The sequence below is a fragment of the Lewinella sp. LCG006 genome, from assembly GCF_040784935.1.
GTDB lineage: Bacteria > Bacteroidota > Bacteroidia > Chitinophagales > Saprospiraceae > Lewinella.
Map to the genome: position 1 here is coordinate 3127566 of NZ_CP160680.1, position 16175 is coordinate 3143740.

15 protein-coding genes and 1 pseudogene are annotated in these 16175 nt (G+C 42.5%); all 16 read left to right on the forward strand.

Features of this window, described 5'->3' with window-relative positions; genetic code table 11:
- The first annotated feature begins 43 nt into the window (after window positions 1-43).
- The 16 genes and pseudogenes from AB0L18_RS11135 to AB0L18_RS11210 all read left to right on the forward strand — a co-directional run bounded on the left by AB0L18_RS11135 (window position 44) and on the right by AB0L18_RS11210 (window position 16173).
- Complete coding sequence (locus AB0L18_RS11135; protein ID WP_367392665.1) at window positions 44-814, forward strand: polysaccharide biosynthesis/export family protein; 771 nt, start codon at window positions 44-46, stop codon at window positions 812-814.
- Window positions 815-854: 40 nt separating this feature from the next.
- Entirely contained in the window at window positions 855-3209 is a 2355-nt protein-coding gene (locus AB0L18_RS11140; protein ID WP_367392666.1) for a GumC family protein, read from the forward strand.
- Between the two features lie 204 nt (window positions 3210-3413).
- Complete coding sequence (locus AB0L18_RS11145; RefSeq protein WP_367392667.1) at window positions 3414-5216, forward strand: ABC transporter ATP-binding protein; 1803 nt, start codon at window positions 3414-3416, stop codon at window positions 5214-5216.
- Window positions 5217-5222: 6 nt separating this feature from the next.
- On the forward strand, window positions 5223-5618 hold the full coding sequence (locus AB0L18_RS11150) for an FdtA/QdtA family cupin domain-containing protein (RefSeq protein WP_367392668.1): 396 nt from the start codon (window positions 5223-5225) through the stop codon (window positions 5616-5618).
- Window positions 5611-6036 carry an FdtA/QdtA family cupin domain-containing protein gene (locus AB0L18_RS11155; protein ID WP_367392669.1) on the forward strand — a complete coding sequence of 142 codons (426 nt, stop codon included), beginning with the start codon at window positions 5611-5613 and terminating at the stop codon, window positions 6034-6036. The genes AB0L18_RS11150 and AB0L18_RS11155 overlap by 8 nt, the downstream gene beginning before the upstream one ends.
- Window positions 6033-6584 (forward strand): acyltransferase, encoded by a 552-nt coding sequence (locus AB0L18_RS11160; RefSeq protein ID WP_367392670.1) that lies wholly within the window; start codon window positions 6033-6035, stop codon window positions 6582-6584. Before AB0L18_RS11155 ends, AB0L18_RS11160 begins: the two co-directional genes overlap by 4 nt.
- Window positions 6581-7690, forward strand: a complete 1110-nt coding sequence (locus AB0L18_RS11165; protein WP_367392671.1) for a DegT/DnrJ/EryC1/StrS family aminotransferase — start codon at window positions 6581-6583, stop codon at window positions 7688-7690. Before AB0L18_RS11160 ends, AB0L18_RS11165 begins: the two co-directional genes overlap by 4 nt.
- A 4-nt stretch (window positions 7691-7694) precedes the next feature.
- On the forward strand, window positions 7695-8549 hold the full coding sequence (locus AB0L18_RS11170) for a hypothetical protein (RefSeq protein ID WP_367392672.1): 855 nt from the start codon (window positions 7695-7697) through the stop codon (window positions 8547-8549).
- 162 nt (window positions 8550-8711) lie between these two features.
- On the forward strand, window positions 8712-9488 hold the full coding sequence (locus AB0L18_RS11175; RefSeq protein ID WP_367392673.1) for an IS5 family transposase: 777 nt from the start codon (window positions 8712-8714) through the stop codon (window positions 9486-9488).
- A 119-nt stretch (window positions 9489-9607) separates the two neighbouring features.
- On the forward strand, window positions 9608-10756 hold the full coding sequence (locus AB0L18_RS11180; protein ID WP_367392674.1) for a hypothetical protein: 1149 nt from the start codon (window positions 9608-9610) through the stop codon (window positions 10754-10756).
- A gap of 177 nt (window positions 10757-10933) precedes the next feature.
- Window positions 10934-11161: a hypothetical protein gene (locus AB0L18_RS11185; protein ID WP_367392675.1), complete on the forward strand. Its 228-nt coding sequence runs from the start codon at window positions 10934-10936 to the stop codon at window positions 11159-11161.
- A 270-nt stretch (window positions 11162-11431) separates the two neighbouring features.
- Complete coding sequence (locus AB0L18_RS11190; protein WP_367392676.1) at window positions 11432-12394, forward strand: transposase; 963 nt, start codon at window positions 11432-11434, stop codon at window positions 12392-12394.
- Window positions 12395-12623: 229 nt separating this feature from the next.
- Window positions 12624-12797 (forward strand): annotated as a pseudogene (locus tag AB0L18_RS11195) (transposase); the annotation flags it as partial.
- A 68-nt stretch (window positions 12798-12865) separates the two neighbouring features.
- Window positions 12866-13741 (forward strand): N-acetylneuraminate synthase family protein, encoded by an 876-nt coding sequence (locus AB0L18_RS11200; protein ID WP_367392677.1) that lies wholly within the window; start codon window positions 12866-12868, stop codon window positions 13739-13741.
- A gap of 183 nt (window positions 13742-13924) precedes the next feature.
- Window positions 13925-15106 (forward strand): HAD-IIIA family hydrolase, encoded by a 1182-nt coding sequence (locus AB0L18_RS11205; RefSeq protein WP_367392678.1) that lies wholly within the window; start codon window positions 13925-13927, stop codon window positions 15104-15106.
- Between the two features lie 26 nt (window positions 15107-15132).
- On the forward strand, window positions 15133-16173 hold the full coding sequence (locus tag AB0L18_RS11210; RefSeq protein ID WP_367392679.1) for a polysialyltransferase family glycosyltransferase: 1041 nt from the start codon (window positions 15133-15135) through the stop codon (window positions 16171-16173).
- Window positions 16174-16175: the final 2 nt, after the last annotated feature.

Consider the following 16175-nt stretch of genomic DNA (forward strand, 5'->3'; position numbering starts at 1 on the left):
CTTCCCACTTCCGATTTCCGACTTTTTGAACCCTTCAAAATCTATGAAAAACCTATACCTCCTCCTCTTGGTCTTACTACTCACCTCCTGCGTAACCCACGAGGAGCTGCTGAACTTCAACCAGGGAGAAGCCTTTTCGGCAACACCGGTGGATATTACCAACTTGCCGCAATTGCAGATCCAGCCGGATGACCTGCTGTCGATTCGCGTGAAAGCGCTGGAGCTTTCGGCCGTAGAGCCGTTTAATGTGGATCCGCCGGGGATGAATAACCTTAATGCAGGTAGCGGAATGCGCCCTTTGCTTGGTTATTTGGTGACCAGGGAAGGAACCATTGATTTCCCTATGCTGGGAACTATAAATGTACTTGGCCTTACTACCGACGAACTGCGCGATACCTTGAAAGCAAAATTGGTGCCTTTCCTCAACGATCCGGTAGTGATGGTCCGTTTCCTGAATTTTCGGATCACGGTACTCGGAGAGGTAGCTTCCCCCAATACCTTCTTTGTGGGCAACGAACGGATGACCATCCTGGATGCCCTCGGGCAAGCGGGAGACATCACCTCCTACGGCAACCGGACCAATGTACTGGTGATTCGCGAACAAAATGGCCAACGACAAACGGCCCGCCTGAATCTCCAAGATAGGGATATCTTTGCCTCACCATTTTTCTACCTGCAACAAAACGATGTGGTGTATGTAGAACCTTTGAAAGTAAAAACAGCTTCTATTCGCGATCAATCGCAAAGGTTGTTACCTTGGTTGTCGGCCATAACGGCCCTGACCACCTTGGCAATCACCTTGAGCAGGCTGTAATCGTTTTTCTTTGTATTAATAACCCTCGACGCTTATTATTTTGGATAACGCTCAACCTTCTTCTAACCCTACCACTGCTTCGCAAGAAGTAGATCCTATCGACGTAAAAGAACTCGTACTGAGTATTTTGCGCAACTGGTATTGGATTGCCCTCTGTGTCATCCTGGCCTTCTTTTTGGCCCGCTTGAATTTGCGCTACAGTGTTCCCATTTATCAGGCTTCCGGTACCATTCTGATCAAAGACAAAGAAGGGGGAGGCGATATCGGAGGGCTCTCTGAAGAGGCGGTGCTGCAGGAAATCGGGATACTAAAACCGGGCAATAACATCAACAATGAGATTCAAATCCTGAAATCCAGCAGCCTCATGCAGGAGGTGATGGATACCCTCAACCTGGAGATACAGTACACGGGCGTAGGTAGAATCAAAGACACGGAGTACTACGGACAGACGTCGCCGATTTTAGTGGATTCCATTGCCTGGTATGCTGGAAAAAGAGGTATGCAATTGGAAGTGCAGGCGTTAGACGAGCAATCCTACCGCCTCTATAATGAGGAAGGGGAGGCCGATGTCCATTCTTTTGATCAACCCCTGATCGTCAAAAAAGATACTTTATGGCTGAGTTACAACGAGCTTGGCGCGAGCAGTAACGGTATTGTCAATATTCGAGTTGGTGGAAGCCCCAGGAAGTATTTATTGAAACTAGATGTGAAAACAGTAGGGGATTATTCCAGTGTCTTGCGGATTCAAATGGAAGACCCGGTGCCGGAAAAAGCCTCCGATATCATCAATACCCTCATTGAGGTGTACAACCAGGCGGCCATTGACGATAAAAACCAGGTGGCCAAAAAAACGCTCGATTTTATCGATGAAAGGCTACGCTTGCTCACCGCCGAACTGAGCAGTGTGGAAGGTGGCCTGGAAACCTACAAAGAAAACAACAGCATCCCCGGTGAAGCCATCACCGCTGTGGACTTTATATTGAGTGAAATCAGTCAGTATGATAACGAACTCACCCGCCAGGAAATAAAGCTGGAGCTGCTGAATTCGGTGGAGAAGATGTTTACGGCCAACCCGAACAGCTTTGACCTGATTCCGGCCAACATTGTTTTGGAAGATGCCGGTGGGCTGGACGAGCAAATCACGGCGTACAACAACCTGCTCCTTACCCGGGAGCGCCTGCAACGCTCCGCCGCCTCGGAGAACCCCCAACTACAAAGTCTGAACCAGGAGCTGGGCGAGATGCGCAACAACATCACCCAAAGTGTGCTGGCCCTGCGCCAAAACCTGCAACTTTCGATTCGGGAAACCCAGGGGAAACTCAACGAACTGCAAAAGCGCATCAACCAAATTCCCCGGCAGGAACGGGAATTGCTGGAGATCAAGCGCCAGCAAAACATCAAGGAAGCGCTTTACCTGTTCTTACTGCAAAAAAAGGAAGAGACGGCCCTGTCCGCTGCCATTACGGTACCCAATGCGCGGGTGATTGATCGGGCGGTTACCAGCCCAGCTCCCATCGCCCCCAAACCCTTGCAGATTTATGCAATATTTCTCGTACTCGGATTTATCCTACCTGTAGGTGCCATTTTTATTCGGGAGCTGCTGGACAACAAGGTGTACAGTGAAGAAGACATCAACAAATACACCACGGTGCCCGTATTGGGCAAGGTGGCAAAAAACCAGGCAACTGATCGCCTGGTGGTAAAAGCCAACAGCCGGACGGCCATTGCGGAGATGTTTCGCTTGCTGAGAACCAACCTGACCTACTTGTCTACGGGCGACACCAGGCAAACTATATTAATTACCTCCGGGGTAAGCGGCGATGGAAAAACCTTTATTGCCGTGAACCTGAGCTTAAGCCTGGCCCTGACGAACAAGCGGGTGGTGGTGGTAGGGATGGATTTGCGCAAACCTAAGCTGTCGGAGTACCTGACCGCCAAGCTGGACCACGAAAGCCTGGGGGTGACCAACTTCCTGATCGGCGAAGCGACCATAGAAGAGGTGATCCTGTCGTCTCAGGTGCACGACAAGCTGTTTTTGATCCCTAGCGGCCCTATCCCGCCCAATCCGGCAGAGTTGCTAAGTGGACCCAAAATAGGGGAGTTGATGACCTACCTCAAGCAGCATTTTGATTACATCATCATCGATACCGCACCCATTGGCCTGGTGGCAGATGCTTTTTTACTGGCCCCTTACACCGATATTTCCCTGTTTGCAGTGCGCTACGGAAAAACGGAACGGGAAATGCTGACTGGGCTGGATGAGATGAGGAATGCTGGGAAGTTGAAGAAGCCGGCCATTGTCTTGAATGGGGTGAAGGAGGGTAAAGGGTATGGGTATGGGTATGGCTATGGGTATTACGAAGAAGACAAAAAGAAAAAGAAATGGCTTTGGTAACCCCTCCTACGGGGAAGCCTTGTTTTATGATGGAACGTGTTATTTACGATTCTTTAGACTCTGCGTCTACTTACTATAGAAAAAGTGCTCGTTTCGCCTTAAAGGCAAAGTAAATGCCTAAGCATACCAGAACAGGCTAAAAGTACAGAAATTCTACAGTCGGAAGGTGAAAAATATTGAGCCTGCCTGCCTTATCACACAGTTATGACCAACGTGAAAAAAATCCTAAAAAATCACTTCTCTTCTCTAGCGTACTTCTACAGTCATCTGCGCTACCGGCTGCTATTGCTACTGGTAGTAAGCATAGTGGTCGGACTACTAGACGGGCTAGGTCTAGCCATGTTTCTACCCCTATTAGAGCTGGTCGCTGACCAAGAAACCCAAGCTTCTAGTGCCGCTATGGGTAATCTGGCTTTTATCCTAGATGGAATCCAAAACTTCGGTCTAAAACTTACCCTGACCGTAGTGCTGCTGACCATGCTAGCCTTCTTTATCTTTAAAGGAATCGCTAATTATCTATCCAGCTACCTCAACGTTATCTACCTACAGTTCTTTATACGTAAAATACGGGTGGATACCATCGATGCTTTGACAGAGTACCGTTACCAAGCCTTTGTGAACGCCGACGCTGGCGCCATCCAAAATACGTTGAGCGGAGAAGTGGAGCGGGTTGCACAGGCCTACAAGACATACAGTCGAATGCTTCAACAGGGCGTACTCGTACTGACCTACGCGGGCATAGCTTTCCTGGCCAACCCGGAGTTTGCGCTGCTGGTCCTAGTGGGTGGTGTACTCTCCAATTTTTTATTTAGCATTCTATACAAAAAGACTAAAGTGCTTTCGCAGCGCCTAGTCAAAAGTAGCCATAGTTTTCAAGGCTTACTCATCCAAGAGGTCGCCTTCTTTAAGTACTTGAAGTCTACTGGGAGTATACGCAGCTACGCCGAGAACTTAAAGGAAAAGGTTTACGAGATTGAGGACTCGGTGCGGAAGATGGGTGTATTAAATAGCATTATGGCGGGTGTGCGTGAACCTTTGATGATGACTATTGTTGTATGCACCATTCTAGTTCAGGTACACTTAATGGGCGGTAGCCTAGCGACCATCATCTTAAGCCTACTCTTTTTTTACCGCGCACTCAGTTCGGTCACGCAACTACAAACCTCATATAATGCTTTCCTAAGCTTCTCCGGTTCCCTGACCAACATGACCGACTTTGTAGCAGAGCTACGCGCACAGCAGGAGCCGAATGGACAAACCAAGGTGCCCAGCTTTGCTGAGGCTATTACTTTGGAAAACGTCAGCTTTGGCTATCAGCCGGGCGATTGGATACTTCAGGACATCGAGCTGAGTCTGCACCGGTATGAGACCCTGGCCTTGGTTGGTGAGAGCGGCTCGGGTAAGACTACGCTGATGAACCTGCTAAGCGGACTGCTACAGCCGAGCAAAGGCTGTATGTACATCGATGGTTTGGATAGTAGTGAGGTCGATATTCGATCTTTGCAGCAGCGCATCGGTTACATTACACAGGAAGTGGTTATCTTCGACGATACGATATTTAACAACGTAACCTTCTGGGCGGAAAAGACGCCCGAAAACTTGGAACGCTTCCGGGAAGCCCTGCGCAGAGCCAGCATCCTCGACTTTGTACTGGAACAGTCGGCCGCAGAGAACGCTGGCCTTGGCAATAACGGCATCAACCTCAGTGGGGGGCAAAAACAGCGAATTTCCATTGCACGGGAGCTTTACAAGGATGTAGACTTCCTGTTTATGGACGAAGCAACTTCTGCCCTAGACTCTGAGACGGAGCGGGCTATCCAGGAGAATATCGATCTGCTTAAAGGGCAGTACACTATGCTAATTATTGCCCACCGTCTGAGCACCATCAAAAACGCTGATCGGGTGATAGTACTGAAGCAAGGGCGCATTGAACATGTTGGCCGCTACGAAGAATTAATTGAGAAGTCCGTTTCGTTTAAGCGGATGGTGGAGTTACAAGAGTTATAAAGACCAGTGAAGAAAACAAAAATACTCAATTTACCCCGTATCCAGGATCCCCGTGGCAATCTCACCTTTCTGCAAAATCAGGAACATGTACCGTTCGATATCCAAAGGGTATTTTGGACCTATGATGTGCCGGGTGGTGAACGGCGTGGTGGACATGCCTATTACCAACAAGAAGAGTTCATCATTGCGCTGAGTGGTAGTTTTGATGTGGTGATAACTACACCGTCCGGCGAAAAGCAATCCTACACCTTGAACCGGTCTTACTACGGGCTCTATCTTCCTCCATTAACGTGGCGGCATATGGAAAACTTCTCTACCAATTCGCTGAGCTTGCATTTGAGTAGCCAGCCTTTTGATGCGAAGGACTATATCCGCGACTTTAACGCCTATTGTAATGCGTGATAGACATCAAACTACGGTTTACGACTGCACTATCATACTACTGCCGGTGGTACATAGCGAAGCTGGGAATATTACCGCCATCAACAACTCACAAGAAATCCCCTTTAATGTGCAAAGGGTTTATTATCTGTACGACGTACCGGGAGGTGAAAGCCGAGGAGGGCATGGGCACAAAGACCTACATCAACTGATATTGGCCGTTAGTGGCAGCTTTGACATCACCGTAGATGATGGGGGTATCCGCCGGACTTTTCAGCTCAACCGACCCAATTATGGGTTATACCTACCACCAGGGTTATGGCGAGAACTCGATAATTTTTCGAGTGGATCAATTTGCCTCGTTATGGCTTCTGATGCTTATTCAGCAGAAGACTATCTAAGAACATACGATGAATTTAAAGCCTTTAAACAATTATGATTCACCAACTGGCTGATGTACAAACCCAGCATATTGGTCCGGATACAACTGTCTGGCAGTTTAGTATCATTTTAGAAGGAGCTCAAATAGGCAATCATTGTAATATTAACTGCCATACGTTTATTGAAAACAAGGTCACTATCGGCAATTATGTCACAGTGAAATCTGGGGTCTATCTTTGGGATGGGCTACAGGTAGAAGATAATGTTTTTATCGGCCCTAATGCGACTTTTACTAATGACAAACGCCCTCGCTCCAAACAATATCCATCAACATTCCAGAAAACGATCATAAGGCACCATGCTTCTATAGGAGCTGGAGCTACTGTTTTAGGTGGTGTTACAATTGGAGAATATGCTATTGTAGGGGCTAACAGCTTGGTCACTAAGGATATTCCCCCCCGTAGCCTCGTTCTCGGACAGCCTGCACGCATTGTAGGGTGGATTAATGAGGATGGCAGCCCTATGGAATCTTTAGACGTAGATTTATTCCAAGATAATCAGGGAAATACCTGGAAATTAATCGATAGCCAGATAAAACGTTTATGAATATCTCCTTCCTCAACTTCGCGCCTATGCACAGCGCCATACGGGCTGAAATGCAGGCTGCTTTTGAATCAGTCTACGACAGCAACTGGTTCATAATGGGTAAACACCTGGAAGCTTTTGAAACGGCTTATGCGCAGTACAACGGAACCAGACACGCCATAGGTGTGAGTAATGGCTTGGATGCCTTGGTACTGGGACTTAAAGCCTTGGGGGTGGGCGAAGGGGATGAAGTTATTGTACCCGCTCATACTTTCATTGCTTCTGTCCTCGCGGTATCTCATGTTGGTGCTAACCCGATATTTGCAGAGCCAGACCCTAAAACGTACAACCTAGACCCGGAGGCGGTAGAGCAGGTCATTACGCCACGTACCAAAGCCATCATGCCAGTACACTTGTACGGGCAAGCCTGTGAAATGGATCGTATTATGCAGGTTGCTCGGAGGCATGATCTTCTGGTGATAGAGGATAACGCTCAAGCCCATGGCTCTCACTTTAAAGGACAAGCTACTGGTACATTTGGAGATGTAGCAGGTATTAGTTTTTATCCTGGTAAAAATCTCGGTGCGCTTGGTGATGGAGGTATGGTTGTAACCAACAGAGATGATACAGCAGAACAGGTTAAAACTCTTCGTAATTATGGTTCCAAGATGAAGTACTTAAATGAATTAAATGGTTACAATATGCGATTAGATGAGCTTCAGGCTGCTTTTCTTCAAGTAAAGCTGAAATACCTGCCAGAATGGACGCTAGCACGTTGTCAGATAGCCCAATGGTATACTAAACACCTTCAAGATATTCCCAATTTAATCTTACCGTATTGTCATTATGATGCAGGTCATGTCTACCATTTATATGTCGTTCGTACAAATAGACGGGATTTACTCCAAAAACATCTAAAAAGCCTTGGTATCGAAACCCTAATACATTACCCAATCCCACCACATTTACAACCAATTTATAAATCGTTAAAACTTGCTGGAAGCTTTAGCATTGCAGAGAACCTAGCAGAAACTTGTTTAAGTTTGCCTCTTTGGGTTGGCATGGATGAGGAGACGGTTGTCCATGTATCTTCAGCAATTAAAAATTTTTTTGAAAACAAAAATTAAGTTTATGGGTAAGTTAGTCATACATTTAGGTCCTCCTAAAACAGCTACGACCTCCTTCCAACGGTTTTTTTCTACAAACAAAATAAATGGCATCATTTATCATGGTGTTCACCAGCCAAGGGTAACAAGTGATACTAGTTTATGTGCCGAAATTTATAATTTCACTACTTCTATCATTAGAGATGATGAACAATTAAAAAACCGGATTGAGCGATTGAGTTTTGATGATAACTGTATTCATTTATTTTCTGAAGAAATGTTTTTAGTAGGATCGCGTGGGTTGACATGGGTCGATAAATTAAAACAGCTACGACCTGTTTTAGAGAATGTACAATATGAAATTCTAATCGTGATTAGAAATCCTGAAGATGCTATTCGGTCTCTGTATCAAGAAATATTCTTTCGAGTCCAAGACTCAGGTATTAATGATATCAACACTTTTGCAAAAAGTGTTCATTCTGAAATTTATATGTATGACCTCTTTGTAGATAAACTAGAAGAATTAGGCTTCGAAAACATCAAGATTTTAGATTATATGAAATTAATCAACAATATTTATTCTTTAGAAGAGATATTTAACGTGCCTGTTGATATTCCACTTAGACTTAATCTAAGTAATCAATCAAAAAGAAAAAATCAAACTTATTATGCAAATAACGCTGATTTGCGAATGATATTGAGAAGTAAAATGTTGAAATGTTTTGGATCTATCCTTCCGAGTGCTCTGAATAGGAAAATATATAACTATTTACCAAGAATGAAGTTAAACCATGTCAAGCCTTTAGATGTCAATATTGAGAGTGAAGTTTTAAAACCCTTTGATTATTCTTATGCTGAAATTTTAAGTAAAGCAATATAAGTTGATGGTAATTTATGTAAGAATTGACTACTTATTTTAAGATTTGTTAATGTTTTTCGATAAAAAAATTATTAAGAGCCTGTTTAAAATTTTTGCCTTTTGGGTATTGAAGTCAAAAAGGTGGTCATCAGCTTATCTTTGAGTTGACCAAAACTTGGAGATATGCAGCCCAAATATGAGCGGCTCACTGATGACCAGTGGGAAGTTATGAAACAGTTCGTCAATTGGCAAAGAAAACGCAAAGTTGATCTGCGGGCAATCTTCGATGCCATCCTATTTATAACTCGCACCGGCCTTCAATGGCGTAATCTGGAGCAGACTGATTTTCCGGATTGGCGGATTGTCTACTACTATTTCCGCAAGTGGAAAAATGATAATACCTGGCGAATGATAAATATTACGCTCAACCAATTGGAGCGCCTACAAAATAAGCGAGAAGCCTTGCCCAGCTTGGGTTTGGTAGATTCGCAAAGCATCAAACTCCTGCCGACGTTTTTTGAGAGTCGAGGTTTAGATGGCAATAAGAAAGTCAACGGTCGCAAACGTCACATATTGGTAGATGTATTGGGACGAGTCTATGCCTGCCATGTGCACGCGGCTAACCTTCATGACAGCCCTCAAGGGGTACATCTATTTGACCACTGTCTGGATTTTGGTGACCGATTGGAAACCATAATGGGAGATAACAGCTACCGCGGAACCTTCTGTGATGTTATAGAATACTGCGAGATGAATTTTGAAACACCAATCAGGCCAGAAGGAACAAAAGAATTTGCGGTGGAGGCCAAACGCTGGGTGGTCGAAAGAACCTTTGCCTGGTTAAATTTCTTCCGCAGGCTTGTTGTAGACTACGAAAGAATCCCCAAAAGTGCTGAAACATTCGTCTATCTTGCCAATATCTCAATGGTTCTGTGGCGGATCGACTTCAGTGCAATATGAAATTTTTAAACAGGCTCTAATTGATCTGACTTTATTAGGGTATGCGTCTCAGATAGGGTTGGGTGTGAAGATTTTGCACATTTTTTTGAATTTTTTAAAGAAAATCAAAACTTTCAGTAGTGGATATTCTAATAATTGGAGAATACAGTGGTTTCGCAAAAGAATTAAAAAAAGGGTTTGATACGCTTAATCATCGAGCTTGTATTGTGACTTCAGGCGACGGGTATAAGGAAATTCCTTTTGATCGAGATGACATCAAATTTAGAAAAGAAAAAACATTTTATATTAATAAAAGCCCAATTCCTTTATTGTTGAACATTGTTGCTTTTTGTAGTAATTTAGTATTGAATTTAAGATTGATTTTTAGGTTCAAGAGGTACAAATTGATTATTGTTATAAACTGCGAGTTTTTAACTGTTAAGATGTATAGGAAAGTTGGAGTATATTTCAGAATTCTTAATCTCCTGTTGAAAGATAAAGGGAAAATGATCCTATCAGCTTGCGGCGATGATACAGCGTTTTATGAATTTCCTAGCCATATGAAGTTTAACCCATACGCTAATAATCAAGCAAACTATTTACCTTATGTAGAAAATAAAGATTATGCAAGTCTTTACCATTGGACTGTTAAGCATTCAGACTTAATTGTACCTATTATGTATGATTATTATGCTCCATCCTGTAGTTTTGTCAAAGAGTATAAATATAACACTCCGGTAACAAAGCCAGTATTTTTGCCATTTAGTCTGCCTCATCTAGATTCTGAGATGAACTATGACAGTCCTCTGAAAAAAATTATAGTGTTTTATGGAGTCCCTCGTGCGAACAATAAAAAAAGATTAAAAGGGAGTAACTATATCTTAGAAGCTTTGGATATCATCCAAAAAAGATTTCCAAATTCTGTTGAAGTAAGAGTAGTTACGAATCTTCCTTTTAATGAATATATGAAGCAGCTTCAATCATCAAATATAGTACTCGACCAATGCTTCTCTCATGGTTTAGGTGTAAATGCGGTTATGGCAATGTCCTTCGGGAAAGTTGTTTTGGGAGGGAATAGTGAAAAAAATATCAATGTATTTGAATTAGATTCAATACCAGTAATTGATATAAAACCTAGTGTTGAACAAATACTTCATGAATTAGAGTCATTGATTCGAGAGCCTGTAAAAGTGGGTATTTTAGGAAATCAGGCTAGGAAATTTGCAGAAAAACATTTTGAACCGTCATTAATTGCCTCAAAATATTTGGATATAGTCTTTAATACTTAAGTAGAGACTTAGTCTTGCTAATTTAGAATAATAAAAAAAGTAGTTCTTGGCCGGATTAGAGTGGGTTTGCCGATCTTTGAAAGATGACACAAATAGACCTCTTCACAACAGCATTAAATTTGAGAATTCCTTGGTGCATTAAATCTATTCGATTTGAGGCTAAGGAAGGTAATGGATATGACTTACATATTGATTGAGATCATTCGACGCTACCTACGTAAAACAGCACGTAAAGAGGACGTTTTCAAACATATCAAATGGCAACTTTTCAAGCGACCGGAAAACTTATCAAAGGTTGAACGACAGTCCTTAGAACAGGCTTTGATCAGTAGTGATGAATTGCGTCAGATGGAAGATTTACCAGCAATTCTCACTTTGGCTAAAATAGTTTGGAAAAGCCAATGAATGTTATCTTTTGGGTTGAAAACTCAAAAGTCCATTTCTCCCTGCAATTTTGATAGTTTATGAGCAGAGGTGTTGAATCCATTATTTACGAATCTCCCCGATGGTAGAGGGAGCTACTTGAGCTATTCACAGGCAGATGTTTTGCGTAGCGGTTTTGCTATGTATTCCTTAAAGAGTCCATCACTGTATTCGTTTCGCAAGCGTAGTCAAGCCGAGGATAGCAACTTGAAAAGCATATTCGAGATTCAAAAAATCCCCTCAGACAATGGTTTGCGCAAGATTTTAGATCAAGTCGACAGTAACGCTTTGAGAGCGGGTTTTGGCCAACTTCACAACCTGCTCAAGAAGAAGAATTACTTGTCACATTATCGTTACTGGTCGGGGCACTTGGTCGTAAGTATTGATGGTGTGGAACATTTCTGTTCTAAGGAGATCAGTTGCTCACATTGTATGGTTCGTAACCATCGTGGAGGTAACACATCTTACTATCACTCTATGTTGAGTGCGGCAGTAGTTAATCCAGATCATCGAGAGGTGTTTATTTTGGACAACGAACCAATTGTTAAACAGGATGGTGCGCAGAAGAATGATTGTGAACGCAATGCCGCAAAACGACTATTGTCTAGCCTTCAACAGTCTGATAGTGAGACGAATATCGTCTTTGTAATGGATGCTTTGTATTCTTGTGGCCCGATCATTAGACAGCTTTCAGAGAACAAAAAATGGCGCTACATAATAGGTGTTACACCAGATGGACATACCTCTTTATTCCAGCAATTTGATGAGTTAGATGAAGCTAATAAAGTACACTGGCATAGTGTCAAAGCGGATGATGGTCAATATACTTATGCCTACGTTAATGACCTAAAACTCAATGAGAGCAATGAAGACATCAAGAGCAGTATGCTCTACTGTATATGGCGAAATAAGAAAGGAGAAGAAAAGGTATTTACCTGGGTCACAAATATCGCTTTGAGCAAACGTAATGTGATGAAGGTAATGCAAATGGGGCGCAGCCGCTGGAAGATCGAAAATGAAGTTTTTAATACCCTCAAGAATCAAGGCTATCAGTTTGAGCACAACTTTGGTCACGGGCAAAAAAATCTCTGCACTAATTTTGCGTATCTGATGATGTTGGCCTTCTGTGTAGACCAGATTCAACAGTTTGTTAGTACCTTGTTCCAGAAAATTTTGGCGGATCTGAAAACCAGATTAATTCTGGGAAGCGATTAGGGCCGTCTTTAAAATAGTGCCCTGTAAAAGCATGAAACAACTCCATTTACACATCGTTGAAATGTATCAAATTCAGTTAGAATGAGCCAAAGTGAGAATTGCTGAAGATTTACGTAATGCCTTTCACCAAATATTCGACGAACAAACCGAACACTGGTCAGCATTATTAAAACTCAACGAGTGGATCAAACGAGTGTAGCAATCAGCCGCTAGCAAATTTTGGGATTCCTTCCTCAATACCTTGATAAATTGGAAGGGCAACATCCTCAATTATGTCAATACAGGCTTGACTAATGCTGCAACCGAAGGGCTTAACAATATCATCCGGCACCTCAAGCGAATCTCATTTGGCATCCCAAATTTTGAGTACTTGCGCCTCAGGGTTCTATGCTGGATGTATTAGTCCGCAAAAATTGTCAGAGAATCTTTCGCTTTTACCATCATTTTATCGAACATATAAACTGGAAACACATGCAAATGTTTATAGAAAAACCCAAAGTAGTTGCCGAAATTGGCTGCAACCACAAAGGCGATTTTGAAATCGCCAAAGAAATGATCAAAGTGGCCGCCAATATCGGAGCTGATGCGGTCAAATTCCAGAAACGGAACAATCGTGAGTTGTTGGGAAATGAAGGTTATAACAAACCTCATCCAAACCCTGCGAATTCATATGGTAAAACTTACGGAGAGCATAGAGAATTCCTAGAATTTGATTTGGAACAGCACCGAGAGCTGAAAGCCTACTGTGAATCTCTAGGTATTGTTTATAGCACTTCTGTCTGGGACGTAACATCAGCCAAAGAGATTAGCAGTTTGAACCCGCAATTCATCAAAATCCCTTCTGCATCCAATCTGCACTTCGAGATGCTTGGTTATCTTTGCGAGTATTTCACTGGGCAGGTACAACTGTCTTTCGGTATGACTACGAAGGAAGAAGAAGAAGCCATTGTCTGTTTTTTTGAAGAAAGAGGGCGGGCCAAGGACTTACTGCTTTACAGTTGTACTTCAGGCTATCCAGTCCCTTTTGAAGATATTTGCTTGCTTGAAATTGTGCGTATGAAAGAAGCATACGGGCAGCGGGTGGGAGCAATCGGTTTTTCTGGTCACCACCTAGGAATCGCTGCTGATGTTGCTGCCATGACGCTGGGGGCCGAATGGATTGAGCGCCACTTTACTCTCGACCGCACCTGGAAGGGAACTGATCACGCTGCTTCCCTAGAGCCAGACGGCATGCGCCGCTTGTGCCGCGATATCAAGAATGTGTATAAAGCGCTGCGCTACAAAAGCTCAGAAATTCTGCCCATTGAAGCAGTTCAGCGTGAAAAACTAAAGTGGAAGAATCAATAAAATAAATTGAGCATTCTCCGTGAAGTCGGCTACTACACTAAGTAAGACTTACCTCCCATCCCTGCTTACAGCTATCATGGGCAGGTCAACAATTCAGTACTACATTTAATAAGTAGACATCTTTTATCTTTTCGACTTTAGAGTTGCAATAAAGGGGTTTTAAAAACTAGTCTAGAAGACAACATGATCAGCAATAAACCAATAATAACAGCGCTTATTCCCCTCCGCGGCGGAAGCAAGAGTATTCCTGATAAAAACATAAAGGATTTAGCTAACAAGCCCTTACTTTGTCACGTAGTAGACGCAGCTCTAAGGTGCGAGCTAATTAGTACTATAGTCATAGCCACAGATTCGGAGAAAATTAAGGATGTTGTACGTCAGCATTATGGGCAGCAAGTCGAAATATTTGATCGCTCGCCGGATACCGCTACCGATACTGCACCGACGGAAGCAGTGGTGCTGGAATATGCTGAGTGCCATACTTTTGAGCATCTCGTCCTTATCCAAGCTACCTCCCCATTGCTCGAAGCAAAAGACTTGACGGGAGGTATCAACAAGTATCTGACTGGCAAAGCGCGCGGCTTGCTTTCGGTCGTGCGGCAGAAGCGTTTTCTATGGGAAGAAAGTGCAGGCAATGCTCATCCGCTGAATTATGAATATCAATACCGCCCGCGGCGCCAAGATTTTAGCGGTTTTTTGGTAGAAAACGGCGCTTTTTACCTGACCTCACGTGAAGCCCTCTTACAGTCTCGCTGTAGGATTTCTTCCCCAGTACTCACTTGGGAGATGCCTGCTGAGACTTACTATGAGTTAGATGAACCAGAGGATTGGTTTATTGTAGAACAGATACTTTTACACCGATTGAGCAAAGCCCCCGGTGAACTGGCTGCCCGTGCTGGAGATATTCGACTTTTACTGACCGATGTGGACGGAGTGCTGACCGATGCAGGAATGTACTACACCGAAAACGGGGACGAATTGAAAAAATTCAACACCAGAGACGGGATGGGTATGGCAATGTTGCAGAAGCAGGGGATACGAATTGGCATTATCACTTCCGAAAATACCAAATTGGTCGAAAGGCGCGCTCAAAAACTAGGGGTAGATTTTCTCTACCAGGGCAAACAAGATAAAGCAATTACGCTGGAAAAAATATTGACTGAAACGGGGCTAAAAACGCATCAAGTCGCCTATATCGGCGATGATCTAAATGATATTAAAATAATTAAAGCTGTGGGATTAAGTGCTTGTCCAAATAATGCGGTTGATGAAATAAAAAAAGGTGTTGATATTGTTCTAAGTGCAAAAGGAGGTGAAGGTGCTGTGAGAGAATTCGCTGAAATGATTTTAAAAAGCACTAAGTAATATTTAGCTTAATTCCAGTTACTAATATGAGTACTAAAATAAGTGCAATTGTTCATACGGAGTACCACCTGTTACTTTTTATTAATTACTATCTTCAAAATCCCGATTTAGAGTACACACTTTATTTGCTTCAACCAGAAGATAGAAGGTTTAAACAAGAGCTAAATTTCGAGGAGCTGAAAAACCTATGTATTGGTTATCTACCTCCTTTAAGTAAGGCAATTTATATTACTCCGGCTGAAGAGGAGTTTGTTGTAAAAATAACTCACGAAAAGCCAGACATATTTATTTTTTTTCAAGAAATGAACTTGTTAAGCGTGATTATTTCTTCGAAATTAAAAGAAAAAGGAAGTAAAGTTTTTTTATTCCAAGATGGAACAAAAGCTTATTTTGAATTAAAGAAATTTTCTTTTGGCTTGTTTAAAGACAATTTTAGGAGGAGAATGTTTTTATTGATGAATAAAGTGATAAAATTCAAAATCTACGACTATTTTAACTATTACAGGTATGCTAATTATGATTTTATTGATGCCATATTTTTAACAAATCCAGAAATGTATGATAACTGGAATAATAAACAAATCTACAAAATTAAGTTTACTAATTTGGATGACTTAAGGGTGGCGTTGCAAAATATTTTTAATTGGGATAGTCGAATTCTACCTGTCAGCCAGAATGTCATCTTTTATATGACTCAACCTTTGCATAATGATGGAAATGCTGAATACGAAATGCTCACAGATATAGCATCCAGATACAGTAATACACTTTATATTAAGCCTCATCCCCTCACAAACAAAAAACTTTTAGAGCGATACCAATCAGATAGCCGTTTTAATGTCATTGATTCGAGTATTCCTGCGGAATTGTTTCTATTAAACTTGTCAGATTCTGTAGTGTTATCAGTAAATTCTACTTCCCAGCTGATTGAATATCCTACTTTAAAGTCCTACTACGTATATCAGTATCTTATTGGAAAAATTGCAAGATTAAAAAAGCTAAACTTCAAAGCAGTTCCCGCTAAGTACATAAAAGTAGTAACCGATATCAACGAAATTACTTTCTAATC

Coding starts and splice junctions, on each gene's coding strand:
- AB0L18_RS11135 (WP_367392665.1), top strand. CDS start 44: ATGAAAAACCTATACCTCCTCCTCTTGGTCTTACTACTCACCTCCTGC.
- AB0L18_RS11145 (WP_367392667.1), top strand. CDS start 3,414: ATGACCAACGTGAAAAAAATCCTAAAAAATCACTTCTCTTCTCTAGCG.
- AB0L18_RS11155 (WP_367392669.1), top strand. CDS start 5,611: ATGCGTGATAGACATCAAACTACGGTTTACGACTGCACTATCATACTA.
- AB0L18_RS11160 (WP_367392670.1), top strand. CDS start 6,033: ATGATTCACCAACTGGCTGATGTACAAACCCAGCATATTGGTCCGGAT.
- AB0L18_RS11165 (WP_367392671.1), top strand. CDS start 6,581: ATGAATATCTCCTTCCTCAACTTCGCGCCTATGCACAGCGCCATACGG.
- AB0L18_RS11170 (WP_367392672.1), top strand. CDS start 7,695: ATGGGTAAGTTAGTCATACATTTAGGTCCTCCTAAAACAGCTACGACC.
- AB0L18_RS11175 (WP_367392673.1), top strand. CDS start 8,712: ATGCAGCCCAAATATGAGCGGCTCACTGATGACCAGTGGGAAGTTATG.
- AB0L18_RS11185 (WP_367392675.1), top strand. CDS start 10,934: ATGACTTACATATTGATTGAGATCATTCGACGCTACCTACGTAAAACA.
- AB0L18_RS11200 (WP_367392677.1), top strand. CDS start 12,866: ATGCAAATGTTTATAGAAAAACCCAAAGTAGTTGCCGAAATTGGCTGC.
- AB0L18_RS11205 (WP_367392678.1), top strand. CDS start 13,925: ATGATCAGCAATAAACCAATAATAACAGCGCTTATTCCCCTCCGCGGC.
- AB0L18_RS11210 (WP_367392679.1), top strand. CDS start 15,133: ATGAGTACTAAAATAAGTGCAATTGTTCATACGGAGTACCACCTGTTA.